We start from the raw sequence: 23496 nt of genomic DNA on the forward strand, positions 1-23496 counted from the left end.
TTCCCGCCCGCCATTCGACTCGGCGCGGGAGGGAAATGCACTCAGGCCGAGCGCCGCACCCGGGCCTTCCGCACCCGGGGCGGAGTCGCGGGCACCGCCTGCGGCTCATGCCCCGCCGCGCGCGCCATGAGGCAGATCTCCACCACTTTCGGTCCGAAGCGCTCCCAGCGGCTCTCCCCGGTGCCCTTCACCGCGAGGAACGACTCCCGGTCGATGGGCAGCGCCGCGGACAGCCCCAGCAGCGTGGCGTCGTTGAAGATGATGAAGGGCGCGACACCCAAATCCCTCGCCAAATCCTTGCGCCACCGGCGCAGCTCGGTGGAGGCCAGCTCGCTGTAGCTCGTCACCGGAGGGGCCGCCGCCGAGGACGACCCTCGCGAACGGGATGACGCGGCGGGCCCACCGGCCAGCAGCACCGGCATCTTCTCCGGCGTGCACACGTCGCAGTTGCCACACGAGGCGCCCACGTCTCGTTGCCCGAAGTACCGGAGAATCGCCCCGCGCCGGCACCGCTTGTCCCGGTCCGTGTACGCGTACTCCGTCATCCGCCGGAGCAATTGGAGGTTCTGCCGCTCCTGCTCGCGCACGCGGCTCAAATCCAATTCCAGCTCGCGGAAGGGCACCCGCTCCAGCGCGCGGATGGAGCGTCCCGAGAACGGCCGCCGCACCTTCGCCGCGCCGGACTTCTCCAGGAGGCTCAGCGCGTGCCGCACCTCGTCCACCGACAGGCCCGTACGCCGGGCCAGGATGGGCAATTCCGTCGTGGCCTGCCGCCCCACGGGGAACGTCTCCAGCAGCGACTTGAGCAGCCGCTGCGCGTCCGGCGAGTGCGGGTGCGCGGCCAGGGCCTTCTCCGTCAGCGTGATTCCGTGCTCGCCCTCGCCACGGCCGCCGCGCTCAATCTTCCCCTCGCGCTCGAGGATGCGCAGCGCCGCGGACACCTCGAACTCGCTGGCATTCACCGTGCCGGCCAGCGCGTACACGCCCCGCTCGAACTCCTCCACCGACTGCAGCACGTTCCACACGTCCCCGAACACCGCCTCCGAGGGGTGGCTGCTCTGGATGAGCCGCTCCTGCGTGTACACGTCCGCGTGGTTGAAGAGCAGCACCGCCCGCGCGTCCCCGCCGTCGCGGCCCGCGCGGCCAATCTCCTGGTAGTACGCCTCCACCGCCCGGGGGATGTTGGCGTGGGCCACGAAGCGGATGTCCGGCTTGTCGATGCCCATGCCGAAGGCGTTGGTGGCCACCGCCACCGCGTCCTTCGTGGACATGAACGTGTCCTGCGCCCGGCGCCGCGCGTCGTCCTCCATGCCCGCGTGGTACAGCACCGCCTTCAGGCCCTTGCCGTGCAGCTCGGAGAAGACGCCCTCCGCCGCCCGGCGCGTGGAGCAGTAGATGATGCCGCTGCCGCCCAGCGCCGCCAGCCGCGCGCAGGCTGCATACCGGTCCTGGTCGCCTCCCACCTCCTGCTTGCCCAGGAAGAGGTTGGGGCGGTCGAACCCCATGGCGAACTCCTGCGGGTCCTTCATCAGCAGGATGCGGATGATGTCCGCGCGCACCTCGGGCGTGGCCGTGGCGGTGAGCGCCACCGTGCGCGGCGGGCGCAGGCGCTTGCGCACCTGTCCCAGCATCGCGTAGTCCGGCCGGAAGTCGTGGCCCCACTGGGAGATGCAGTGCGCCTCGTCCACGGCGAACAGGTCCACTCCCACCGTGGACAGCGTCTCCAGGAAGCTCAGGCTCCGGAAGCGCTCGGGCGCCACGTACAGCAGCTTGTACTCACGTGCGCGCAGCCGGCGCATCCGCTCCGCCCGCTCCAGGTCCGACAGCGACGAGTTGATGAAGGTGGCCGCGATTCCCCGCGCGGTGAGCGCCTCCACCTGGTCCTTCATCAGGGCAATCAGCGGCGACACCACCAGCGTCAGCCCCGGCAGCAGCGTGGCGGGGAGCTGGTAGCACAGGCTCTTGCCCGCCCCGGTGGGCATCACCACCACCGTGTTGCGCCCGCTCATCACCGAGGAGATGACCTGGTCCTGCCCCGGCCGGAACCGCGTCAGCCCGAAGTGGCGAACCAGTCCCTGCTGGGCTTCCTCGAGGTAGGGCAGGGCCAACGGCATCGCTCGCATGTTCACCATCCTGGTCCGGCCGTCAACGGAAACGTCGCCGGCGCGGCACCCCACCTCACAGGTCGAGCCCCGGCGGGACGGGAACCGCCAGCAGCGCCCGCTTGCGCGCCACCTCGTGCACCCGCCGCGCCGTCCGCTCCGGCTCCAGCCGGCCGTCAACCACCACGTCCCCCTCGCGCACTCCCGCCGGCAGCGCCGCGCGCTCCACCGTGCATGCCCGCCCGGTATCCAGCCGCACCACCTGCGCCCGCTCTTCTTCCAGCAGCTCCACGTGCACCGGGCCGCTCAGGCCCACCGCGCCCACCATCATCATCCACCTCCTCCAGCCGCGCTCCATGCGCGCCTCGCTTCCCGCTCACCGTCCGGCAGGAGCCCACGCTCCATCATCGACACGAAGCTGCCGTCCCCCACCACCACGTGGTCCAGCACCTTGATGTTGAGCAGCCCCGCCGCGGCGACGAGGTGCCGCGTCAGGCCCATGTCCTGGACGCTGGGCTCCGGGTCCCCGGAAGGGTGGTTGTGCGCGAGGACGATGGCCGTGGCCCGCGCCGTGAGCGCCGCGGCGAAGACCTCGCGCGGGTCCACCGGGCACGCGTTCATGGTGCCCTCCGCCACGCGCGCGTCATGCACCAGCACGTTGCGCGCGTTGAAGCACAGCACGTGGAACACCTCGCGCCGCAGCGCCCCCAGCGCGGGCGCCAGGTACGCGTGAATCTCCCTCGGCGTGCGCAGCTTCGGCCGCCGCTCCACGGCCCGCTGCGCCCGGCGCCCCAGTTCCAGCGCCGCCAGCACCTGCGCGGCCCGCACCGGCCCCACTCCCGGCAGCAGGCTCAGCGCCAGCGGCTCCTCCTGCACCAGCGCCTTCAGGCCCCCACTGCGCGACAGCAGCGTGCCCGCCAGCTCCGGCGCCCCGGGCGTCCTCGGCCCCGGGCCCCACACCACGCACAGCAGCTCCAGGTCGGTGAGGGCCTCCGCCCCCAACCGGAAGAGCCGCTCCCGCGACTCCTCCACGCCGCCCGTCCCACCCCGCGCCCTCACCGACCCACCGCTCGCGGATTCACCGCCCGCCCACGCCGCTCCCGCCGCCTGCTCCATCCCGCCCACCTCCACGGGCGGGGAACAAAGCAACGCGCGTGCCTGCCTGCTCTACCTGGGACGTCGCTCTCCCACCCGTCCCGACTCGCGCGCACCAGCCCGGATTCCGGACGGACATGCACGTACCACCCCACCTCTCACGTGCTGAGAGGGGCGGCGCGTCAGAAGCGGGAGATGGCGAAGAAGGCCTTTATCTTCTCGTTCGTCTCGCGCAGCCGCTCACTCAGCGTGCGGACGAACGTCCAGAGCAGCACGTACGCCAGGTCCTTGTCGGTGAACATGAGCTGGTCCAGCTTGGACCGCTCGATGACCCATACCGTGCAGCTCACGTGGGCGATGGCGTCCGCCGAGCGGGGAGAGTCCTCGACTACCGCCATCTCTCCGAAATACTGCCCGGGCTCCAGGATGGCGAGCGCCTCCTCGCCGATGCCGGGCACCGTCTTGGAGATGCGGACCTTGCCCGACTCGATTACGAACATCTCCTGGCCGGCCTCCCCCTCGCGGAAGAGGAAGGCGCCCGCCGGGTAGTCCCGGGAGTGGCCGATTTGCGCCACCTTGGCGAGCTGGCCCTGGGTCAAACCCTCGAACAGCGCAACCTTCTTGAGGACTGCGGCATCCATGAGGCCAGCTTCGTATCACGCGCCCGAGGGGCTCTGGTACCTTCGCGGCTCCAACAGGACAGGGAGAATCCGGTGGCGGAGGAGAAGATCAACAAGGTGACCATCATCGGCTCGGGGCCGGCGGGCTACACCGCGGCCATCTATGCCGCGCGCGCCAACCTGCAGCCCGTGGTGTTCGCGGGCGGGCCCACGCTGGAGCACCCCCAGCGCGTGCCGGGTGGCCAGCTCATGGTGACGACGGACGTGGAGAACTACCCCGGCTTCCCGGAGGCCATTACCGGCCCGGAGCTGATGGAGCGGTTCCAGAAACAGGCGGAGCGCTTCGGCACCGTCATCCACATGGAGAACGTGGTGAAGGTGGACTTCTCCCAGCGCCCCTTCCTCATCCAGGGGGAGAGCGTGAGCTACCGCTCGGAGACGGTCATCATCTCCACGGGCGCCACGGCCAAGTGGCTGGGAGTCAAGGGCGAGGACGCCTACAAGAACCGGGGCGTGTCCGCGTGCGCCACCTGTGACGGCGCGTTCTTCAAGAACCAGGACGTGCTGGTGGTGGGCGGCGGCGACACGGCGATGGAGGAGGCCACGTACCTGGCGAAAATCGTCAAGCACGTCACCCTCATCCACCGCCGCGACACGCTGCGCGCCTCCAAGGTGATGCAGGAGCGTGCGCTGCAGAACCCCAAGATTTCCTTCCTGTGGAACTCCGCGGTGGAGGAGGTGCTGGGCGACGCCAAGGGCATGAACGGCGCGGTGGTGCGCAACCTCAAGACGGGCGACAGCCAGCTCATCAAGGCCACCGGCCTGTTCGTGGCCATTGGCCACACGCCCAACACGGAGCTGTTCCAGGGCGTGCTGGAGACGCACCAGGCCGGCTACCTCAAGACGGTGCCGGGCAGCACCCGCACCAACATCGAGGGCGTGTTCGCCTGCGGCGACGTGCAGGACAGCTACTACCGTCAGGCCATCACCGCCGCCGGCACCGGCTGCATGGCGGCCATCGACGCCGAGCGCTGGCTCATCGAGCACGGCGAGTAGTCCCCCCCGCGCCGCGCGTCACCGGTGAGCGCTTCGCGAGGCCGGCCCCCGTTCCCCGGGCCGGCCTTGCCATTCCCGCGAAGGAACCGACAACTCCCATGAGCAAGAAGCAGAAGACGGTGGCGGTGCACGCCGGCTCGCGGCTGACGGGCAGCAAGGCGGTGCCCGTGGCGCCGGCCATCTACCCGGCGGCGGTGAACTGGTTCGACAGCAGTGACGACCTGGACGGCGCGCTGGACGGGAAGGACTACGCCTACGCCCGCATCAGCGCTCCCAACACGACGCTGCTGGAGGAGGCGGTGGCCGCGCTGGAGGGCGCCGACGCATGCGTGGCCTACGCCAGCGGCATGGCCGCGCTCCGCTCCGTCTTCGAGGCGCAGGGCTTCCGGCCCGGCGACAGGCTGGTGATGCCGGCGGACGGCTACGGCGTCACGCGCCTGCTCTACAAGAACCTGTGCGCCGCGCTGGGCGTGGAGCTGCACGCGATGATGATGACGGATGCGCGCGCGCCCGAGCGCATCCGTGAGCTGCGTCCGCGCATGGTGCTGGCGGAGAGCATGACCAACCCGCTGTTGCGCGTTCCGGACCTGCGCGCGCTGGAGAAGGCGAGCCACGACGTGGGCGCGGCGTTCGTGGTGGACGCCACCTTCCCGTCGCCCGTGGGGCAGCGCGCGCTGGACTTCGGCGCGGACTACGCGGTGCAGTCCACCAGCAAGTGGCTCAACGGCCACAGCGACGCGCTGGGCGGCACGGTGAGCGGCTCCACCGCGCGCATCGCCCCGCTGCGCTCCGCGCGAGTCCTGGCCGGTGACGTGCTGGGGCCCTTCGAGGCGTGGCTCACCCTGCGTGGCCTGCGCACCCTGCCGGTGCGGATGAAGGCCCATGCCGAGCACGCGGCGCACGTGGCCCGGCGGCTGTCGGACTCGCCGCTGCTCGAGCGCGTCATCTACCCGGGCCTGCCCTCGCACCCGGACCACGCCGTGGCGAAGGAGTTGCTGCTCGGCGGCGGCCCCATGGTGGCCTTCGAAATCAAGGGCATCGGCCGGCCGGAGAGCATGCGCTTCCTGGAGGGGCTGCGAATCTGCAAGCCCGGCCCGTCGCTGGGGGACGTGGGCACGCTGGTGATGCACGCGGCCAGCGCCAGCGCGCGGCGCCTGACGCCCGAGGAGCGCGCCGCCGCCGGCATCCAGGAGAACCTCATCCGCGTGTCCGTGGGGCTGGAGGACCCGGACGACATCGTCGAGGACCTGCTCGGCGCGGTGGCCCAGGTGGTGCGCCGATGAAGATGGTGGACGTGGGCGCGAAGCCGAAGACGGAGCGCGTGGCGGTGGCCACCGCGCGCCTGCGCATGCTCCCCGCCACCCGCGAGCGCATCCTCGCGGGGAAGGTGGAGAAGGGGGACGTGCTCGCCGCGGCGCGGCTGGCCGGCATCATGGCCGCCAAGCGCACCCCGGACTTCGTTCCGCTCTGCCACCCCATTGCCCTCTCCGGCGTGGAGGTGACGCTCACCCCGGAAGAGGAGGGCCTGTCCGTCCGCGTGCAGGTCAAGACGGTGGACCGCACGGGCGTGGAGATGGAGGCCCTTACCGCGGCGTGCGCGGCGGCGCTCACCGTCTATGACATGTGCAAGAGCGTGGACCGCGGCATGGTGCTGGAGGCGGTACAGCTCGAGCACAAGGCGGGTGGCCGCTCCGGCACGTGGCACCGGGAGGCGGAAGGCGCCCGGAAGGCCGAGGCCCGCCCGGCGCGTGGAGGGAAGCGGGGCGGCGGCGCGGCTCCGGCCACCGTGGCGCGTGGCGGGAAGCGCGCGAAGCGCACCTGAGAATCGGAAGGACCGCGCACGGCCCTGGAGACCGTCGTGCGCGTCGGGTGAGCCCAAGCCACCCACCGCTCCACGCTTCCTCCGGCTCCTACCGCGAGCCGCCGGACTCCGCGCGCAGCCGCTCCAGGAAGAAGGCCACCACCACGAGCGAGTGGGTGATGTGGCCCTCCAGGATGAGCCGGGGCACGTCCGCGCGAGGGTGCAGCTCCACCGCGATGTCCTCGCCCTCGTCCTGCCGCCCCGCGTGGTGCTTCACGCAGTCCAGCGCCAGGTAGCTGAAGCACCGGTTGGGCTGGAGCGCGGGGTTGGGGTGCACGTCGCCGAGCGGCACCACCCGCCCCGGCACGTAGCCCGTCTCCTCCTCCAGCTCGCGCGCCGCGGCCACCGCCGGGTCCTCGCCCGGCTCCACCATGCCGCCCGGAACCTCCAGCGTGGGGGACTGGATGCCGAAGCGGAACTGCCGCACCAGGACGAGCTGGTCCTCCGGCGTCACGGCGATGACATTCACCCAGTCCGAGCAGTCCACCAGCACGCGCGGCTGCTCATGGCCCGTGCGCGGGTCTGCCCACCGGTCCTCGCGGACCTTGATGACGCGGTAGTCGTGCTGCAGCCCGTGGCGCAGTCTCAGCCAGGGCTTCACCGTCTGGGACACGCGGTCTCCCTCCAGGCTCCGTCAGTTGAGCAGCGCGGCGCGCTCGCGCAGCTCCCGGGCCGTCAGCTCCAGCCTGTCCCGGTCCGGCGCCTCGGGCGACAGCTCCAGGCACCGCTCCACGTCCTTGAGCGCCGCGCGGTATGCCCCCAGGTTGGCCAGCAGCGCCGCGCGCGTGCGCAGCTCTCCCGGGTGGTCCGGTGCCAGCAGGAGCAGCAGGTCCACCACCGCCAGCCCGCGCTCGCAGTCCTCGCGGCCCAGGTACACCCGCCGCAGGTTGGACAGCATGCGGTAGGTAATCAGCTCCACAGGCGCCGGCGCCAGCATGGCCCGGTCGAACTTGAGCTGTGGCGCCACCCGCTTGAGCAGCTCCTCGCAGCCATGCTCGGTGAGGATGTCCCCGTGGTGGAACGGGTCCATGACGAGCTTGTGGTCCCCCGCGTCGTGCGCCACCAGGAAGTGGCCGGGGAAGGGCACGCCGTACAGGGAGATGCCCGCGCGCCGCGCCACCTCCAGGTAGACCACCGACAGCGTTATCGGCAGGCCCACCTTCCGCTCCAGCACCTGGTCCAGGAAGCTGTTCTCCGGAGAGTGGTAGTCCTCCTCGTTCCCCCGGAAGCCCTCGATGTCCGCCAGCACGTGACGGAGCGCGCGCAGCGGCGCCAGCGCCTCGCCCTTCTCCGTGAGCCGCTCCGCCTCCACCTGCACCCGGCACGCCAGCACGTCCAGCATGTGAAGGCAGCCTGGCGCGTCCAGCGCGGGGCTGCCCAGTGTGGCGATGGCCAGGGCCGCCAGGTCCAGCCGGGGCGGCTCCGCGGCCAGGGCCGACACCAGTCGCTCACGGGCCAGCGGCGGGCTGAATCCAGAGGGAATGCTCACGGCGGGAACGAGTAACCCACGGCGGGCCGGACGGCAAAGGCAGGCAGGCGAACGTCAGATTGCTGGCGGAGCATGCGGCAGCCGTCCCTTGATTTCCGCACGCAGGGCCACCTGGGCCGAAATCAGCCCGGACAGGATTCCGTCCTCGAACTCGAATGTAGGATGCTCCTTGAGTTCTGGGAAATCATGGGGATTGCGCAGCTCCTCGGGGGTGATGTTGGGCACGGCCTCGCGGGCGAGCCGCATCACCTTGGCCTGCTGCTGGGAAATCATCCGCTCGAAAAGCTGGGACGACAGCTCCAGCATCTCCTGGGCCACCTGCTCCGTCATAGGCGTGTCTACTCCTGGGCGATATCCCATTTTGCCCGGCGGTAGCTGTAACGGAAGGCGGACGCGTCCGCCTCCTTTGCGTCGCCCTCGGCCTCACGGCCGTCCAGGAAGGCCACGAAGTCGAGCTGCCGGTCCTCGCGGCCATACTCCGCGTCGAAGAGGCGGACCAGCTCATTGGCGGGCAGGGTGCGGCGGCCGGCCACGTCCACCAGGGGGACGCGCAGGCCCTTCATGTCCTGGGAGGGGGCGTAGGCCTTCCACACCAGCTCCGTGCACACGAGCGTCTGGTCGGAGAAGAAGTCGAAGTTGAAGTCGTAGGGGCGGCCCTGGAAGGTGAAGGCGCGCAGCACGGCGCGGGCCTTCTCCAGCCGGGACACGCGCGGGCGCATGACGCCCAGGTAGTCCACGCGCATGCCGTGCTCCAGGCCGGTGAAGGAGACGCCCTCGCTGATGGACTCGATGATGCGGATGGGGTCCCCGTGCGCGTCCTTGCCGGTGTACTCGGCCCACTTGGCGGGGAAGGCGCGGGCCAGGTGCTGGGTGAAGGAAGCGGGCTTGCCGGGCAGGGTGGCGACCCAGGCCTTCACCTCCGGGTCCGCGTCGAAGTAGGCGGCGAGTTCCTCCGGCGTGCCCACGAACAGCTCCGCGTGCGGCCAGAAGCCCGGCAGGCCGATGTTGGAGAGGTACCAGTTCTGGCGGGCCACCATGACGTCGCCGGGCTCCATGCGCTCGAGCACGGAGAGCACCTGCTCGCGGGCGATGAGCGGCTTGCCGAGGCGGCGCACGCGGGTGTCCCCCATCCACTCGGCCACGGAGCGCTGCACGGGGAAGAAGGCGCGCTGCGCGGTGTCCTGGGTGATGTCCGCCGCCGCCTTGGCGAAGAGCGTGGCGCCGCGCTTCACCAGGAGCCCCTTGGCCACCTTGCTGTTCTCCTTCATCTCCTGCATCACCCAGGGCACGCGCGCGGCGTTGAGCGCGTTGGCCTTCACCAGCAGGGGCCGGAGCTGCTCCTTGTAGCCGTCCCCGGTGAAGAGCTGCGTGGTGGTGGCCACGTGGATGACCTTCTCCTTGAAGCGGGCGAAGGCGCGCGGGGGCAGGCCGTACTCGGGGGCGGGCTCGTCCAGCAGCACCTCCAGTTGCTTGCGGCCGCCGGCCAGCTCCGCGTAGGTGAGCCCGTGAGCCAGCTCCGTGGTGAGCGCGCCGTGGGTGAGCAGGAAGCCCCAGGCGTGTTTCTTCGGCTGGGTGAGGGCGGGCACCTTCACGAAGTCCCAGTAGCGCTGCCGGATGACCTCGGTGGAGACGAAGTAGTCGAAGAAGGCCGCCCAGGTGCTGAGCAGCAGATGCTTCTGGTCCGGCGTGTACGGCTCGCTCTGCTTCTGGAGGTAGACGCCGCGCGACTTCTTCACCTGCTCCTGCAAGGACCGCAGGCCGAGCGCATAGCGCTCCAGTTGGGCCAGGTCCCGCTGCGCCTGGGTCACGAAGGCCTCGTCGTCCAGGTCATAGACGTTGCTCATCCCCGTGGCCTGGGTGGCCGTGGGGGTGGCGGTGGCGGGCGGGGCGGCGGGCGTGCTGGCGAGCGTGAGCCAGGCGGCGAGCAGGGGCGCGGCGGGCATGGGGCGTAGGGCTCCGGCGGGAACGAAGGCTGCGGGGGCACTCTACCTCGGGAAGGCCCGGGGCGGCTGGCCCCCTGCCCGGCGGGGGGCGGGGACGGGGGGAGCCAGGGGGCTCCGGGTGGCTCCTCGCGCGGGGCATCCCCATTTTGTTCCTACCAAGCACCGCGCCCGGGCCTCGTGTCCGGGCAGAAAGGCAGAGTCGCGATGGCATACGGACTCGCGGAAGACCCCGGACTTTCCATCACCGCGCACCTCGACTCGGTGGACTACCCCGCGGAGCGGGAGCAGATAGTCCGGGCCGCGGAGGACAATGGCGCTCCCGTCGACATCATCAACGTCCTCAAGTCGCTGCCCCAGACGGAGTACGCGTCGCGCGAGCACGTGATGAGGGATTTGGCGGAGGCGGCGAGGCGGTTCGGCCGGCCCTGGCTGAAGGACGACGACGGGGTGGACCGGGACCGGCGCAACATCGGGCGGGACCTGGTGGAGAACGCGCCCGAGGGCCACACGCGGCACCCGTGAAGTACCGGGCCCTGGCGTGAGGAAGCGCTCGCGGGCGCTGGCGCTTTCTGCCAGCGTGCGCGGGCGCATGCGTCCAGGCCTCCTGCTGTGCAGTCTCATGCTGTCACTGATTGCCGCCGCCTGTCGGAGGGCTCCGCCGCCCATGGTTCCCGCGGCCGCGCCGCCGCCGCCGGTGCGGCTCGACTTCCAGCCTCCCGTGGACCGGGTCCTCACCGAAACCGTGCGCGCCGTGCGCGTGGTGGAGCGCGGGGGCACCTCCCTGCGCGAGGAGGCGGAAGCCACCACCGAGACACGCTTCACCCCCGCGGAGGGCGGCTGGCTGCTGGCCCAGGCGGTGCCACGCTCGCGCCTGGTGCGAGGGGCCGCGGATGCTGGCACCGAGGTGGACACGTGGGTGGACGACGTACTGGCGCGCTTCACGCTGCGGGTGCGGCTGGCGGCGGACGGCACCTTCGTGAAGCTGGTGTCGCCGGACTCCGCGCTGGAGGCGCTGCGCCAGGGGGGGCCAACGGGGACGGACCTGGCCACGCTGGAGCGCTTCTTCGGGCCGGAGGCGCTGGAGGCGAGGACGCGCCGCGAGTGGGAGGCGAAGTACGCGGGCCTCTTCGCGCGCAACCTCATGGAGGGGCAGCGCATCTGGGCGGTGGACGTGCTGACGGTGGGGGAGGCGCAGGTGGCGTACGTGCTGGAGCGCACGGTGCAGGGCACGCGCGACACGGAGTACGGTGACGCGCTGGTGCTGAGCCTCCGGTGTCTGGGGGCGATGCCGGAGGACGCTCCGGACGAGCTGGTGGAGGCGTGGGAGACGGCGGGGCGGCCGCCACTGACGCCGGGTGTGACGTGCGAGGGCGAGCAGGTGGTGGCGCGGGGCCGCTTCGTTCCGGTGAGCCGGACGCTCACGGTGAAGGCGGCGGTGGCGGGGGAGACGTGGACCGTCACCACGGAGTCGCGAGCACAGGGACTTCAGGAGGAGGCGCGATGAGCTGGGAACAGAACCTCGTGGAGGACGAAGCGGGCGTGGAGCGCGTGGTGAAGAGCGCGCGGCGGGTGGCGGTGCTGGGCATGAAGACGGAGCAGCAGTCGGGGCAGCCGGCCTTCTACGTGCCGGACTACCTGGCGCGGGCGGGCGTGGACGTGGTGCCGGTGCCCGTCTACTACCCGGACGTGACGCACATCCTGGGCAAGCCGGTGTTCCGCAGGCTGGTGGACGTGCCGGGCGAGGTGGACCTGGTGGACGTGTTCCGCCGGCCGCAGGACATCGACGCGCACGTGGACGACATCATCGCCAAGAAGCCGAAGGCGGTGTGGTTCCAGTCCGGCATCCGCAACGACGCCGCGGCGGAGAAGCTGGCGAAGGCGGGCATCCAGGTGGTGCAGGACCGCTGCCTCATGGTGGACCACCGGCGGTACGGGGCGCGGTAGCCGGGCACGTGGAGTGACCTCCACCCCGCCCACGCAGGGGAGCAGGGTGGAGGCCCGAGTCACACGGCCTTTGACTCAGTAGCTGCCGGAGATGACCTTGGGCAGCGCCTTCTTCAGGTCGGGCAGGGGCCCAATCTGCCGCGAGTCGGTGGCCTGCGCGGTGCCGTTGTCGCGCAGCAGGCCGCGCATCTGCACGCTCGTCAGGCGGCGGCCGTTGGCCAGGGCCACGCCCTGCGCGCTGGCGGCGGCGCCCACGACGATGGGCGAGGCGCTCGACGTGCCGCTGAAGGACGACGTGTAGTACTGGTCCTCGCCGTAGGACGAGCCGAACACGTTGCCGTAGCCCATGGAGTAGACGCGCTCACCCCAGCCGTGCACGTCCACGCGGCTGCCGTAGTTCGTCCAGCACATGGGCGCGCGCGTGGCGTACGTGCTGGCGCCCACGATGATGGCGCCCGAGTCGCGCACCGTGCGGTTGAAGGCGCCGCCGTACGCGGCCGCGTCCAGGTTGGCGCTGCCGTTGCCCGCCGCCTCCACCACGATGACGCCGTTGGCCGTGGCCGTGCGGATGGCGTCGTAGTTGGCCGTCCAGTACTCCATGGCGATGTAGTTGCACTGGCTGGTGTTGCACGTGCACGCCGTGCCGTCCGACGGGCCCCCCGCGTGCAGCTCGACGAGGACGATGCCGCCCAGGCCCGCGGCCGTGGCCGCCTTGGAGATGGCGCTCGCGGTGCTCTGGCTGCCGATGCTCTCCACGCCGGCCCGCGCCGCGTTCGCGATGCCCGTCACGCCGTACGCGTTGGCCGTGCCGACAATCTCACCCAGCACCGCCGTGCCGTGGTTGCGCCAGCCGATGTCGGTGTACTGCGTGCCGCCCTGGTAGAAGAGCGCCGGCATGTCCTCGTGGGTGGTGCGCCAGCCGCCCTCGATGTCCACCACCTTCACGTTGGTGCCCTTGCCGCCCCCCACCGTCCACCCGTACTTCGCGTCGATGCCGCCGGGCGCCGCGTTCAGGTAGCCCTGGTTGGCCTCGTACAGCGGCGTCGTCGGAGGAAGGTCCGCCGCGGCCAGCAGGCTCCGCACCGCCGCGTCCATGCCGAAGTTCACCATGGCCGGCTCGGGAGGAGGCTCGGCGTAGGCCACCTCCACGCCGTCCAGGCGGTTCAGCTCGGCGACGAGGTCCGCCACGCGCCCGGCGGTGGTGCCCGGCAGCAGCGGCACCTCGAAGTAGAGGTTCAGGTCCGCGAGCTGCTGGCCGCTGCGCTCCTCACCGGACGCCTTGCGCGCGGCCAGCGTGGGCTCGTCCTCGTCGAAGAGCCGCGACGGGGCGCCGGTGCGCGGCGCGCGCTCCAGCAGGGACTCCACGGCGGCGGTGTCGGCCTGGAGCCGCTCCTCGCTCAGCCCCCGGCCGGCGAGCAGCGCACGCTCCGCCTCGCCCCGCTCGGAGGCGAGCGGCACCAGGCGGTTGTCACGCAGCCGCACGCGGCTGCCCTCGTGGAACTTCACCACGATGCGCTCCACGTACGTCTCGGCGGCCAGCTCGCGGCCGGTGTGCTTCGCCACCAGCCCGCGAGGCTCCAGGGACTTCGGCGCGGCTTCGGCGGCGGGCGCCAGCGCCAGCAGGGACAGGGACAGCAGTGCGCCACGCAGGGGACGCATCGACAGGAGGAACGACGTCGGCATGGACTGCCTCCACTTCGAGAAGAGGACGGCCGTGACGCGCGGCCCGCCCGGACCCATGCCCGGACGGGTGCGAATCACGCGGACATCTTGCGTTCCCGGTCTGTCATCAATTTCTGGATGCGAGCCGGCGACTGTCCACCACCGAACAGTCGCCAGCCACCCGCTCTCAGAGCGAGCCCTGGGGTCCGAACGGCCCCTCCAGGAAGCCCGGGAGCGGCGCTCCACCCGCGGCGCCCACCGCCGGAATCTCCAGCAGCGCGTCATCCGCGAAGCCGTCTCCGTCCGCGTCCACGAGCGACGTGCCGTCTCCCGGGTGGCCGTTGGGCACGAAGAGCTGCGGGTGGTCGAACGGCGCGCGGCGGTAGAGGACCCGCTCGTCGGTGAGCGCCTCCAGCCAGGCGACGATGGCGTCGACCTCCTCCGGCTTCAGGGACGGCACACCGAGCGGCTCGATGGGCGTCCCGTCCGTCTGCGTGACGGGGGCCACGTTGCCACCGCGGCTGTAGAGCTCCACGGCCTCGTGCAGCGTGCGCGCGTCGCCGTTGTGGAAGTACGGCGCGGTGAGGGCCACGTTGCGCAGCGAGGGGACCTTGAACGCGCCCTCCACGCCCAGGCCCTTGGACACGGCCGCGCCGTCGAAGGTGGCGGGCAGCGCGCCGGGGAAGAGGCGCTTCGAATGGGACAACGGGCCGAACACGTCGCTGGCGCCCACGCCCAGGTCATCCGAAGTGGGCCGCAGGCCGATGTTGTTGAAGCCCTTGTCGATGATGTTGCCGTCGCGGTTGCGCACCGGGCCGTTGGCCGCGGCGGTGATGCGGCGCACGGAGGCGTCGGTCAGCTCGGCGGACTCGTGGCAGTTCGAGCAGCGGATGTTCGTGGGCCCGCGCGTGCGGTCATTGAAGAGGTGCGCGCCGAAGAGCGCCTGCCGGCTGATGTGATTCGGCGCGGTGTTCGTCCACGGGTTCAGGGCCGGGTCCGTGGCGGCGGGGTGCTCGCGGCGGAAGCGGTCCCACGGCGTGTCATCCGAGACGAGCGTCGCCTCGTACATCTGGATGGCGATGCCGAAGAAGAGGCTGAAGTTGTACTGCAGCAGCGTGTACTCCTCGGTCGCCGGGTCGTCGTCCGCGTACCTGACGACGGTGCGCGTCCCATCCGGAGCCACCTGGATGAGCCGGCGCGAGCGCCACCACACGTCGTGGAAGGCAGCCTTCACCAGGGCGTTGTACGTCGGCACGTCGAGCCCCGGCTGCGGCCAGCGGCTCAGCGGGCCCAGCACGCTGTCCGTCGGGTCCACCTGCTGGAGCGCGAGCGGGCGGACCTTCTCCATCCGCCGGGCCACCTTCCGCGACGCCTTCGCGAGCGCGCGGCCCACGTCCAGCGGGGTGCGCCCGGGCGCCGCCATCTCCAAATCACTCACGATGGGACCCACGGCCTGGGACGCGAGGCTCGAGTTCGCCAGCTCGACGCGCACCTCCACCGGGTTGCGCGGGTCATCCGCGCGGAACACCTTCGCGTCCGGGTCCCGGGTGCCGAATGGGTTCACCCCGTTGAAGACGCTCTCCGCGCGGCCATCCCAGAACTGGCGGTGGTTGAAGACGGCGTTGATGACCGACGGGGTGTTGCGGGGCTCCACCCGGCGCGCCTTCACGAAGCCCAGCCCGAAGCCCTGCGGGTCCAGTCCCGGCGCCAGCCAGTGCACGCCCTGCGACGAGACGACGTCGTTGCTGTCCGTCGCCGGGTCCAGCGCTCCGCGCACGCCCGGGACGGCCAGCCGCGTCAGGGGGAAGTCCGAGGCCTGGAGCTGGTGGTTCGGCCCGCCGGTGGTGAAGGTGAGGTCGGCGTCCGGCGTGCGCTTCAGGCCCGGGCTGAGCTGGTTCTTCGAGCGCGGGTCCGCGCCGGCCCGGAAGTGGCAGCTCGCGCATGCCGTCTTCCCGTCACTGCCGACCTGCATGTCCCAGAAGAGCGCCTTGCCCAGCGCAATCGCGGCCTGCTCGTCCTTCACGAAGTCACCGAGGTTCGGCGGCTTCGGCACGGAGATGGCGCGCAAATCTCCTGGCAGGTTGCTCAAGTCACTCGCGGGCGGCGGGTTCTGCACGCGGGGGATGCCCTCCTCCAGCGCGCGGGTGGCTGTTCCCAGCCGGCCCTCCGGCGTCGCACTGCCCGCGTCGCCACAGCCGAGGGCCCCCACCACGAGGCTCCCCAGCACTGCTCCAACGTACGGCTTGATTGTCATGGACTCCCCCTCGCTGCACTGTTCAGCGGCCGACAGACTCTAGGGGAGGAGACTGACAATCAAGTTGCAGCAGTTTCCCGGCGCAACCTTCGTGAAGGACGGGTTCTCCCGAGCGCGCCTACCACTCGGCCTGTGCGAAGACCTCACGTTGATCCGGCGTGGGGGGGACGCCCCCAGCGGCAGCGTGCGCGGGCGCCGCTTCGAGCGCGTTCCGGGTCAAGGCTGAACCGCGAGGATGCGCCACTGACGTACGTCGATGGCGTAGGTGGCGCCCGCATCGAGGACAACCGCCCTTTCTTCCTCGGAGCACGCGTCCGGATTGAAGACGAAGCGCACGAACACCACCCCGTCGGTACCGGGAGCAGCCAACACATCGAAGGACTGGCGTCGGTAGAGACACTGCTCGGTGGGAGTGGCTCCGCGATGGGGGCGAGTTCCTGGAGGGCGGAAGTCGTCCATCGCGAGCTGAATCGCGGCGGCGATGGTTCCGGAGAGTTCGTTCAGCCCTTCCGCTGGAAGCTGGTCTGGGAACTGGACCCGTGCCGCCTCTTCAGGCGGAGCATGGACTGGGCGCTCGTGCCGGTGCAGGAGCGCGCATGAGGATGACAGGAGGCAGAAAGTGAGCAGCAGGAGGTGCTTCATCATCGGTCCCGTCCGGAGGCCTGGCCTTGTTGTTCTATTCATCAACGAAGGTCATCCGCCCCGACTTCTTGTCTTCGGGCTTGATGTACGCGGTCAGCACCCACTTCTTTTCTCGCCGCACATACACCTCGCCGGGGCGATCCTCGTTCAGATAGGGAATCAGCTTCATCACGGTGCAGGATGAATCGAACTGGATTCGGACGTGGTAGAGTTGAAGGTTGGCTCGTCTGTCTTCCTCTGACAGGGCAGAGGGGGCCCATGGATGGCTGTGGTAGTCCCCCCAGAAAACCGCCCGGCCTCGCGCATCGTTGACGTAGCGAGGAGGCTGGCACTTCTTCTTCCTGGCCGGTCCGACCAGCACTATCGGAGCCAACGGAGAGGGATGGCTTGCATGGTACACGCCGTCACCGAGGGAGTAGATGACTCCGCAATACTCCTGCCCATAGTCCCCCGCGGTGGCTCGGGGCAACCTCACGATGGCTGGACAGAGTTGGTCGATGACGTCGTCGACGTTGCGTGACGGTTCTATCTCCGGCCAGGGACCGCGTACCCACACCTCCTTTCCCTTGAACCCGTAGTTCTCGGTTTCATCGGTCCGGGTTGCTCCGGTGGAGCAAGCCGTCACCGCCAGCAGAGCCATCCTGAATCGCCGCATGAGTCGATGCCCGATGTGCGCTCCCCGGCCATTCAAGGGGGAGCGGAGTAGCTCCGCATCCGTGTCCAGCCCCCTACCACTCGGCCTGTGCGAAGGGCAGCGGAGGCCGCGCCAGGGCGCGCTCGGCGGACAGGCGCCCCTGGTCCAAAGCGTCGAAGCCGCGCTCCATGGTGGTGGGCGTCACCGGTGGCAGGTTGGAGACGACGACATAGACGGGCACCTGGCGCTGCTCCAGCACGGAGAGCTGGAGGCGGAAGTGGTCTCTGCGCAGCGCCGCCGAGCCCGCGGCCAGGCCCTGCGCGTACGCCATGGGCCCGCCCACCACCTTGCGCGTCCGGCTGGGCAGGAAGTGCACGAGGATGGCGTCCAGCTCCTTGCCCACCGCGCTCTCGTTGAGTGACAGCGCGGGCGCCTTGTCCACGAGCCCGCCGTCCCAGTACAGGTTGCCCTCCAGCGGCACCGCGCGGAACAGGCCCGGATAGGCGCAGGTGGCGTGGACGCGAGGAGCCAGCTCGCCCGAGGTGAAGACCTCGTGCCGGCCCAGCGTGAGATTGGAGGCCACCAGCAGCAACGGGGTCGGCAGCTCCTCGAAGGTGCGCACCGCCAGCGTGTCCTCCAAGAGCCGCCGGAAGCGCTCGCCCTTGAGCAGCCCCGTGGGCCCGTGCCCCGCCGCGCCCGCGTTCAGCACCGCGCCAATCGGGTCCGGGTCCCAGAAGTTGGCCCGCGTCTGCCGCAGCACCAGCTCTTCAATCGCGTGCACCGGCGTCCCCGCCGCCGCGTACGCCGCCACCATGCCACCCGCGGACGTGCCCGCGTACGCGCGGGGCTTCAGCCCCGAGGCCGCCAGCCCCTTGAGGAAGCCAGCGTGCCCATAGAAGCCGAAGTAGCCCGCGGAGAGGACCAGGCCGAACCGTTTGCCTTCGAGGAGTTGCTGCAGGGTGGGAGGCGGCATGTCTCCACATGTACGCCACTGTCCGGAATCAGGCAACGCGACGCGTCGAGAGCCCCCTTGTCCCGCGCCTGGGCATCGACATATGTTGATGCGGCGATATGGAAGAGCTGTCCCAATCATTCCGGGTGCTCGGAGACCCGACGCGGCTGCGCATCCTCCGGCTGGTGGCCGAGGCTCCGCTGAACGTGACGGAGCTGGTGTCCCTGGTGGGGGTGGCGCAGTCCTCGGTGTCGCACCACCTGGGCAAGCTGAAGGGCCTGGGGCTCCTGCGCGAGGAGCGGCAGGCGGGCTTCAGCTACTACTCGCTGGCGCTGGAGCAGGGGGACGCCCGCTGGCCCCTCATCCGGATGGCCCGGGAGGCCGAGGACGCGGCGGGTGACTCGGCGCGGCTGAAGGACTTGCTGCGCGCGCGCGAGGACCGGCAGGCGCTCAACGAGCGGCTCCTGGAGCCGGGCCAGTCCTGGTTCCTGTGGGCCGGGGCGCTGGCGTCGCTGCTGCCGCCGCTGGACGTGGCGGACTTCGGCTGCGGCACCGGTGTGCTGAGCGTGGCCATCGCGCGGTGGGCGCGGCACGTGTGGGCCATCGACCAGAACGCGGACGCGCTGGTGCAGGCCCGCGAGCGCGCCGGCCGCGAGGGCCTCACCAACATCACCTTCCTGTGCGAGGACCTGCACCGCCTGTCGCTGAAGGCGCGGCGGATGGACCTCGTCGTGATTTCGCAGAGCCTCCACCATGTGGAGTCCCCCTCGGCGGTGCTGGCCGAGGCCGCGCGCCTCCTCAAGCCGGGCGGCCGGCTGGTGGTGCTGGAGCTGATGCCGCACGAGGAGCGCTGGGTGCTGGAGCGGCTGGGCCACCGGCACCTGGGCTTCGCACCCGAATCCCTCGAAGCCGCCCTGCGCGAGGCCGGCTTCACGTCCCTTACCCGCGAGACGCACGCGCGCGACGGGGCCAGTCCCTTCCGCGTCTTCCTGTTGACTGGAGTCAAGCCATCATGACGACCCACCTGCCCACCGCACTGCCGCCCCCCGCTGGTGAGAATGGCCGCCGAGTGGAGGCCCTGCGCGCCGCGATGCGCGAGCGCGTGCTGGTGCTGGACGGCGCCATGGGCACGCTGCTCCAGGGGCACGACCTCAAGGCGGCGGACTTCGGCGGCGCGGAGTACGAGGGCTGCAACGAGCACCTCGTCCTCACCCGGCCGGACATCATCGAGAACATCCACGCGCGCTACTTCGCGGCGGGCGCGGACGTGACGGAGACGGATAGCTTCGGCGGCACGCCGCTGGTGCTCAACGAGTTCGGCCTGGGCCACAAGGCGCTCGAAATCAACGAGGCCTCCGCGCGGCTGGCCCGCAACGCCGCCGCCGCCGCCGAGGCCAGGGACGGGCGGGTGCGCTGGGTGGCGGGCTCCATCGGCCCCACCACCAAGGCCATCAGCGTCACCGGCGGCATCACCTTCGAGGAGCTGGTGGACAACTTCGCCGTGCAGGCCGAGGGGCTCGCGCGCGGCGGCTCGGACTACCTGCTGGTGGAGACGGCGCAGGACACGCGCAACGTGAAGGCGGCGCTGCTCGGCATCGAGCGGGCCTTCCAGAAGCTGGGCTACGCGCTGCCGGTGGCGGTGTCCGGCACGATTGAACCCATGGGGACGATGCTGGCGGGCCAGAGCGTGGAGAGCCTGGCCGCGTCGCTGGAGCACGCGGACCTCCTCTACCTGGGCCTCAACTGCGCCACCGGCCCGGACTTCATGACGGACCACATCCGCTCGCTGTCCGCGATGAGCGCCTTCCCGGTGTCGTGCGTGCCCAACGCCGGCCTGCCGGACGAGAACGGCCACTACCTGGAGACGCCGGAGATGATTGCCCGCTCCCTGCGGCGCTTCTGTGAGCAGGGCTGGCTCAACGTGGTGGGTGGCTGTTGCGGCACGCACGCGGGCCACATCGAGACGCTGGCGAAGGCCGTGCAGGGCCTGAAGCCGCGCACCGCCACGCCCCGTCCCCGCGCCTCGCTGTCCGGCGTGGACTACGTGGAGGTGAAGGAGGACGAGCGGCCGCTCATCGTCGGTGAGCGCACCAACGTCATCGGCAGCAAGAAGTTCAAGGAGCTCATCGTCGCGGGCCAGCTCGACGACGCGTCGGAGATTGCCCGCGCGCAGGTGAAGCGCGGCGCGCAGGTCATCGACATCTGCCTCGCCAACCCGGACCGGGACGAGCTGGAGGACATGCGCCGCTTCCTGGAGGTGGTCGTCAAGAAGGTGCGCGTGCCCCTGATGATTGACTCCACGGACGAGCGCGTCATCGAGATGGCGCTCACGTACAGCCAGGGCAAGGCCATCATCAACTCGGTCAACCTGGAGGACGGGGAGGAGCGCTTCGAGAAGGTGGTGCCGCTGGCGCGCCGCTTCGGCGCGGCGCTGGTGGTGGGCTGCATCGACGAGACGGGCATGGCCGTCAATCGCCAGCGCAAGCTGGAGGTTGCGGAGCGCTCGTTCGAGCTGCTCACGAAGAAGTACGGCATGAAGCCGGAGGACCTGTACTTCGACCCGCTCGTCTTCCCGTGCGCCTCCGGCGACACGCAGTACACCGGCAGCGGCGTGGAGACGATTGAGGGCGTGCGCCTCATCAAGGAGCGCTTCCCTCGCTGCAAGACGGTGCTGGGCATCTCCAACGTGTCCTTCGGCCTGCCCACCGCGGGCCGCGAGGTGCTCAACTCCGTCTTCCTCTACCACTGCGTCCAGGCGGGCCTGGACGCGGCGCTCGTCAACTCGGAGAAGCTGGAGCGCTACGCCTCGCTGCCGGAGGAGGAGCGCAAGCTGGCGGAGGACCTGCTCTACAACCGGGGCGAGGACCCGGTGACGCCCTTCGCCGCGCACTTCCGCGAGCGCAAGCCGGCCCGCGCTGCGGTGAGCACCCTGCCGCTGGAGGAGCGGCTGCAGCGCTACATCATCGAGGGCACGCGCGACGGCCTCGCCGCGGACCTGGAGGAGGCGCTGAAGAAGTACGCGCCGCTGGACATCATCAACGGCCCCCTGATGAAGGGCATGGACGAGGTGGGCCGCCTCTTCGCCGCCAACGAGCTCATCGTCGCGGAGGTGCTCCAGAGCGCCGAGTCCATGAAGGCGGCCGTGGGCTTCCTGGAGCCGTACATGAGCAAGGCCCAGGCGGCCACGCGCGGCAAGGTGGTGCTCGCCACGGTGAAGGGCGACGTGCACGACATCGGGAAGAACCTGGTGGAAATCATCCTCGCCAACAACGGCTTCCAGGTGGTGAACCTGGGCATCAAGGTTCCGCCGGAGCAACTGGTGCAGGCGGTGCGCGAGCACCGGCCGGACATCCTGGGCCTGTCGGGCCTGCTGGTGAAGAGCGCGCACCAGATGGTGGCCACCGCGGAGGACTTGAAGCGGGCCGGCGTGGAGACGCCGATTCTGGTGGGTGGCGCGGCGCTCAGCCGCAACTTCGTGGACCGCAACATCGCCCCGGCCTACGGCGGCGGCACGGTGGCCTACGCGCAGGACGCGATGAGCGGCCTGGACCTGGCGAAGCAGATTGTGGACCCGGGCTCGCACGAGAAGCTGCGCGGCGAGCTGGCCGCGCGCCGCGAGAAGCTGGCGCGCGAGGTGAAGGAGCGCCCGGCCGCGACGGCGCCCGTGTCCCGCCCGCGCAGCGCGGAAATCGCCGTCCTGGACAAGGTGCCGTCCGCGCCGGACTGGGAGCGGCACGTGCTGACGAACACGCCGCTGGACCACATCTGGAAGTTCATCAACCCGGTGATGCTGTACGGGCGGCACCTGGGCCTGCGCAGCTCGTCGCGCGCGCTGGGCACGCCGGCGGAGGCGGAGCTCGCGAAGACGGAGGAGGGCCGCAAGGCGCTCGCGCTGAAGGAGGCGGTGGAGGAGCTGAAGGGCATGCTGCGCGGCGGCACCATGCATGCGCGCGCCGTCTTCCAGTTCTTCCAGGCGGCCGGTGACGGCAACCGGGTGGTGCTCTTCGACGGGCGCACCGGGCAGGAGGCGGCGTCCTTCGACTTCCCGCGCCAGGACCGCGAGGGCGGGCTGTGCCTCGCGGACTACCTCCGGCCGCTGGAGGGCGGGCAGCCGAGGGACAACGTGGCCATGTTCGTCGTCACCGCGGGCGCCGGCATCCGCGAACTGGCCGAGGAGCTGAAGGCGAAGGGCGAGTTCCTGAAGATGCACGCCGTGCAGGCGCTGGCGCTGGAGACGGCCGAGGCCTACGCGGAGATGCTGCACACGCAGCTGCGGAGCATGTGGGGGACGCCGGACCGCCCCGACATGACGATGCTGGAGCGCTTCCGCGCGGAGTACCCCGGCAAGCGCTACTCCTTCGGCTACCCCGCGTGCCCGCGCCTGGAGGACCAGGCGAAGCTGTTCGCCGCGCTGCGGCCGGAGGAAATCGGCGTGCAGCTCACCGACGGCTGCATGATGGAGCCGGAGGCCTCCGTCTCCGCCATCGTCTTCCACCACCCGCAGGCCTCGTACTTCTCCGTGACGTGAGCGGGGACGGAGGCCCCGCGTCTAGAAGCGTCCGCTCAGGCTCAGCCCCGCGGTGAAGAGGTCGCCCTCGTCGAAGCTGCCGGGGGCGATGTCCTCTCCGGCCATGACGCGGTACGTGGCGCGCGCGCCCATCGTCACGCCTTCGAGCAGGTATTCGAGGCCGGCCGAGACCGGCACCTCCATGACGAAGCCGTCAGCGAAGACGTTGGCGCCCGTCTCACCCGTCGGGTCGAGGTAGCTGACGCCCCCGCCCGCTCCCAGGAAGGGCGCCCAGCGGTTCGCCAGCACGGGCTGCAGCTTCACCAGGACGCCCAGGTTGTGGCGCCACAGCGCGCCGCTGTTGTCCTCCTCGAAGCCATTGGCCGAGCCCTCGTAACCCACCTCCAGGGCCAGGAATGAGAGGGGCCGGGCCTCGGCCTGGAGGCTCAGGAAGGAGCCCACGTTCGTCTGTCCGCCCAGGCCTCCCGTGAAGGCCGTCACCCCGCTCTGCACCGTCAGTCCCCTGTCCTGCGCGAGCGCGGGAGCGGCCAGGGGCGCCACCGCGAGGACGACTGCACACCCGAAGAATCGCCGGAACCGCATGCGTCCCTCCTGTCGCCGACGGGATGCCTCTCCGGGCACCCTGCGGGAACGATGGGGCCGGCTGGAAAGGTCGGCCACCCGGCGGACCCGGGATGGTGGGGCCCCCCGGAAGAGGAGGGAGCGGATAGACTG

General features: G+C 70.7%; 22 protein-coding genes. 8 read left to right on the forward strand and 14 right to left on the reverse strand.

Annotation, left to right across the window (positions count from 1 at the left end; all coding sequences use genetic code 11):
- Positions 1-41 precede the first annotated feature (41 nt).
- The 4 genes from K8638_RS17070 to K8638_RS17085 all read right to left on the reverse strand — a co-directional run bounded on the left by K8638_RS17070 (position 42) and on the right by K8638_RS17085 (position 3838).
- The gene (locus K8638_RS17070) at positions 42-2132 is read right to left on the reverse strand and encodes an ATP-dependent DNA helicase RecQ (protein ID WP_223755594.1); all 2091 of its coding nucleotides are present in this window, start codon (positions 2130-2132) and stop codon (positions 42-44) included.
- Positions 2133-2178: 46 nt separating this feature from the next.
- Positions 2179-2430, reverse strand: coding sequence for a DUF3006 domain-containing protein (locus tag K8638_RS17075; RefSeq protein WP_223755716.1), 252 nt, complete (start codon positions 2428-2430; stop codon positions 2179-2181).
- Positions 2431-2432: 2 nt separating this feature from the next.
- Positions 2433-3218: a DNA repair protein RadC gene (gene radC / locus K8638_RS17080; protein WP_223755595.1), complete on the reverse strand. Its 786-nt coding sequence runs from the start codon at positions 3216-3218 to the stop codon at positions 2433-2435.
- 161 nt (positions 3219-3379) lie between these two features.
- The gene (locus K8638_RS17085) at positions 3380-3838 is read right to left on the reverse strand and encodes a Crp/Fnr family transcriptional regulator (RefSeq protein WP_223755596.1); all 459 of its coding nucleotides are present in this window, start codon (positions 3836-3838) and stop codon (positions 3380-3382) included.
- 72 nt (positions 3839-3910) lie between these two features.
- Here K8638_RS17085 and trxB point away from each other — a divergent pair, with 72 nt between their 5' ends.
- The 3 genes from trxB to moaC all read left to right on the forward strand — a co-directional run bounded on the left by trxB (position 3911) and on the right by moaC (position 6695).
- Positions 3911-4873 carry a thioredoxin-disulfide reductase gene (trxB, locus tag K8638_RS17090; protein WP_223755597.1) on the forward strand — a complete coding sequence of 321 codons (963 nt, stop codon included), beginning with the start codon at positions 3911-3913 and terminating at the stop codon, positions 4871-4873.
- A 98-nt stretch (positions 4874-4971) separates the two neighbouring features.
- On the forward strand, positions 4972-6156 hold the full coding sequence (locus K8638_RS17095; RefSeq protein WP_223755598.1) for a PLP-dependent aspartate aminotransferase family protein: 1185 nt from the start codon (positions 4972-4974) through the stop codon (positions 6154-6156).
- On the forward strand, positions 6153-6695 hold the full coding sequence (gene moaC / locus K8638_RS17100) for a cyclic pyranopterin monophosphate synthase MoaC (protein WP_223755599.1): 543 nt from the start codon (positions 6153-6155) through the stop codon (positions 6693-6695). The genes K8638_RS17095 and moaC overlap by 4 nt, the downstream gene beginning before the upstream one ends.
- A gap of 88 nt (positions 6696-6783) precedes the next feature.
- Here moaC and K8638_RS17105 read toward each other — a convergent pair whose 3' ends face one another.
- From K8638_RS17105 to K8638_RS17120, 4 genes are all read right to left on the reverse strand, one after another.
- Positions 6784-7347: an NUDIX hydrolase gene (locus K8638_RS17105; RefSeq protein WP_223755600.1), complete on the reverse strand. Its 564-nt coding sequence runs from the start codon at positions 7345-7347 to the stop codon at positions 6784-6786.
- 21 nt (positions 7348-7368) lie between these two features.
- On the reverse strand, positions 7369-8193 hold the full coding sequence (locus K8638_RS17110; protein WP_223755717.1) for a SirB1 family protein: 825 nt from the start codon (positions 8191-8193) through the stop codon (positions 7369-7371).
- A gap of 84 nt (positions 8194-8277) precedes the next feature.
- Positions 8278-8553: a hypothetical protein gene (locus tag K8638_RS17115; RefSeq protein WP_223755601.1), complete on the reverse strand. Its 276-nt coding sequence runs from the start codon at positions 8551-8553 to the stop codon at positions 8278-8280.
- An 8-nt stretch (positions 8554-8561) separates the two neighbouring features.
- Positions 8562-10166 (reverse strand): YiiX/YebB-like N1pC/P60 family cysteine hydrolase, encoded by a 1605-nt coding sequence (locus K8638_RS17120; protein ID WP_223755602.1) that lies wholly within the window; start codon positions 10164-10166, stop codon positions 8562-8564.
- A 204-nt stretch (positions 10167-10370) separates the two neighbouring features.
- On the opposite strand from K8638_RS17120, the gene K8638_RS17125 reads away from it, so the two are divergent.
- From K8638_RS17125 to K8638_RS17135, 3 genes are all read left to right on the forward strand, one after another.
- Positions 10371-10688 (forward strand): DUF2795 domain-containing protein, encoded by a 318-nt coding sequence (locus tag K8638_RS17125; RefSeq protein ID WP_223755603.1) that lies wholly within the window; start codon positions 10371-10373, stop codon positions 10686-10688.
- Between the two features lie 67 nt (positions 10689-10755).
- On the forward strand, positions 10756-11670 hold the full coding sequence (locus tag K8638_RS17130; RefSeq protein ID WP_223755604.1) for a hypothetical protein: 915 nt from the start codon (positions 10756-10758) through the stop codon (positions 11668-11670).
- Positions 11667-12110 (forward strand): CoA-binding protein, encoded by a 444-nt coding sequence (locus tag K8638_RS17135; RefSeq protein ID WP_223755605.1) that lies wholly within the window; start codon positions 11667-11669, stop codon positions 12108-12110. The genes K8638_RS17130 and K8638_RS17135 overlap by 4 nt, the downstream gene beginning before the upstream one ends.
- A gap of 75 nt (positions 12111-12185) precedes the next feature.
- Here K8638_RS17135 and K8638_RS17140 read toward each other — a convergent pair whose 3' ends face one another.
- The 5 genes from K8638_RS17140 to K8638_RS17160 form a co-directional block, all read right to left on the reverse strand.
- Positions 12186-13793, reverse strand: a complete 1608-nt coding sequence (locus tag K8638_RS17140; protein WP_223755606.1) for a S8 family peptidase — start codon at positions 13791-13793, stop codon at positions 12186-12188.
- 166 nt (positions 13794-13959) lie between these two features.
- Positions 13960-16026, reverse strand: coding sequence for a cytochrome-c peroxidase (locus K8638_RS44890; RefSeq protein ID WP_305071171.1), 2067 nt, complete (start codon positions 16024-16026; stop codon positions 13960-13962).
- Between the two features lie 216 nt (positions 16027-16242).
- A complete protein-coding gene (locus tag K8638_RS17150; RefSeq protein WP_370644013.1) occupies positions 16243-16671 on the reverse strand; it encodes a hypothetical protein in 429 nt (142 codons plus the stop codon).
- A 31-nt stretch (positions 16672-16702) separates the two neighbouring features.
- On the reverse strand, positions 16703-17308 hold the full coding sequence (locus K8638_RS17155; RefSeq protein ID WP_223755607.1) for a hypothetical protein: 606 nt from the start codon (positions 17306-17308) through the stop codon (positions 16703-16705).
- A gap of 88 nt (positions 17309-17396) precedes the next feature.
- Complete coding sequence (locus K8638_RS17160) at positions 17397-18275, reverse strand: patatin-like phospholipase family protein (RefSeq protein ID WP_223755608.1); 879 nt, start codon at positions 18273-18275, stop codon at positions 17397-17399.
- 98 nt (positions 18276-18373) lie between these two features.
- On the opposite strand from K8638_RS17160, the gene K8638_RS17165 reads away from it, so the two are divergent.
- Positions 18374-19270 carry a metalloregulator ArsR/SmtB family transcription factor gene (locus K8638_RS17165; protein WP_223755609.1) on the forward strand — a complete coding sequence of 299 codons (897 nt, stop codon included), beginning with the start codon at positions 18374-18376 and terminating at the stop codon, positions 19268-19270.
- Entirely contained in the window at positions 19267-22782 is a 3516-nt protein-coding gene (metH, locus tag K8638_RS17170) for a methionine synthase (RefSeq protein ID WP_223755610.1), read from the forward strand. Before K8638_RS17165 ends, metH begins: the two co-directional genes overlap by 4 nt.
- Before the next feature lie 21 nt (positions 22783-22803).
- Here metH and K8638_RS17175 read toward each other — a convergent pair whose 3' ends face one another.
- Positions 22804-23364 (reverse strand): hypothetical protein, encoded by a 561-nt coding sequence (locus K8638_RS17175; protein WP_223755611.1) that lies wholly within the window; start codon positions 23362-23364, stop codon positions 22804-22806.
- Positions 23365-23496 lie beyond the last annotated feature (132 nt).

The sequence above is a fragment of the Myxococcus sp. RHSTA-1-4 genome, from assembly GCF_020037125.1.
GTDB lineage: Bacteria > Myxococcota > Myxococcia > Myxococcales > Myxococcaceae > Myxococcus.

What these genes read in the sequence shown, in the direction of transcription:
- K8638_RS17070 (WP_223755594.1), bottom strand. Translation starts at nt 2,132, where the DNA reads ATGGTGAACATGCGAGCGATGCCGTTGGCCCTGCCCTACCTCGAGGAA.
- K8638_RS17075 (WP_223755716.1), bottom strand. Translation starts at nt 2,430, where the DNA reads ATGGTGGGCGCGGTGGGCCTGAGCGGCCCGGTGCACGTGGAGCTGCTG.
- radC (WP_223755595.1), bottom strand. Translation starts at nt 3,218, where the DNA reads ATGGAGCAGGCGGCGGGAGCGGCGTGGGCGGGCGGTGAATCCGCGAGC.
- K8638_RS17085 (WP_223755596.1), bottom strand. Translation starts at nt 3,838, where the DNA reads ATGGATGCCGCAGTCCTCAAGAAGGTTGCGCTGTTCGAGGGTTTGACC.
- K8638_RS17095 (WP_223755598.1), top strand. Translation starts at nt 4,972, where the DNA reads ATGAGCAAGAAGCAGAAGACGGTGGCGGTGCACGCCGGCTCGCGGCTG.
- moaC (WP_223755599.1), top strand. Translation starts at nt 6,153, where the DNA reads ATGAAGATGGTGGACGTGGGCGCGAAGCCGAAGACGGAGCGCGTGGCG.
- K8638_RS17115 (WP_223755601.1), bottom strand. Translation starts at nt 8,553, where the DNA reads ATGACGGAGCAGGTGGCCCAGGAGATGCTGGAGCTGTCGTCCCAGCTT.
- K8638_RS17120 (WP_223755602.1), bottom strand. Translation starts at nt 10,166, where the DNA reads ATGCCCGCCGCGCCCCTGCTCGCCGCCTGGCTCACGCTCGCCAGCACG.
- K8638_RS17125 (WP_223755603.1), top strand. Translation starts at nt 10,371, where the DNA reads ATGGCATACGGACTCGCGGAAGACCCCGGACTTTCCATCACCGCGCAC.
- K8638_RS17130 (WP_223755604.1), top strand. Translation starts at nt 10,756, where the DNA reads ATGCGTCCAGGCCTCCTGCTGTGCAGTCTCATGCTGTCACTGATTGCC.
- K8638_RS17135 (WP_223755605.1), top strand. Translation starts at nt 11,667, where the DNA reads ATGAGCTGGGAACAGAACCTCGTGGAGGACGAAGCGGGCGTGGAGCGC.
- K8638_RS17140 (WP_223755606.1), bottom strand. Translation starts at nt 13,793, where the DNA reads ATGCCGACGTCGTTCCTCCTGTCGATGCGTCCCCTGCGTGGCGCACTG.
- K8638_RS44890 (WP_305071171.1), bottom strand. Translation starts at nt 16,026, where the DNA reads ATGACAATCAAGCCGTACGTTGGAGCAGTGCTGGGGAGCCTCGTGGTG.
- K8638_RS17150 (WP_370644013.1), bottom strand. Translation starts at nt 16,671, where the DNA reads ATGATGAAGCACCTCCTGCTGCTCACTTTCTGCCTCCTGTCATCCTCA.
- K8638_RS17155 (WP_223755607.1), bottom strand. Translation starts at nt 17,308, where the DNA reads ATGGCTCTGCTGGCGGTGACGGCTTGCTCCACCGGAGCAACCCGGACC.
- K8638_RS17160 (WP_223755608.1), bottom strand. Translation starts at nt 18,275, where the DNA reads ATGCCGCCTCCCACCCTGCAGCAACTCCTCGAAGGCAAACGGTTCGGC.
- K8638_RS17165 (WP_223755609.1), top strand. Translation starts at nt 18,374, where the DNA reads ATGGAAGAGCTGTCCCAATCATTCCGGGTGCTCGGAGACCCGACGCGG.
- metH (WP_223755610.1), top strand. Translation starts at nt 19,267, where the DNA reads ATGACGACCCACCTGCCCACCGCACTGCCGCCCCCCGCTGGTGAGAAT.
- K8638_RS17175 (WP_223755611.1), bottom strand. Translation starts at nt 23,364, where the DNA reads ATGCGGTTCCGGCGATTCTTCGGGTGTGCAGTCGTCCTCGCGGTGGCG.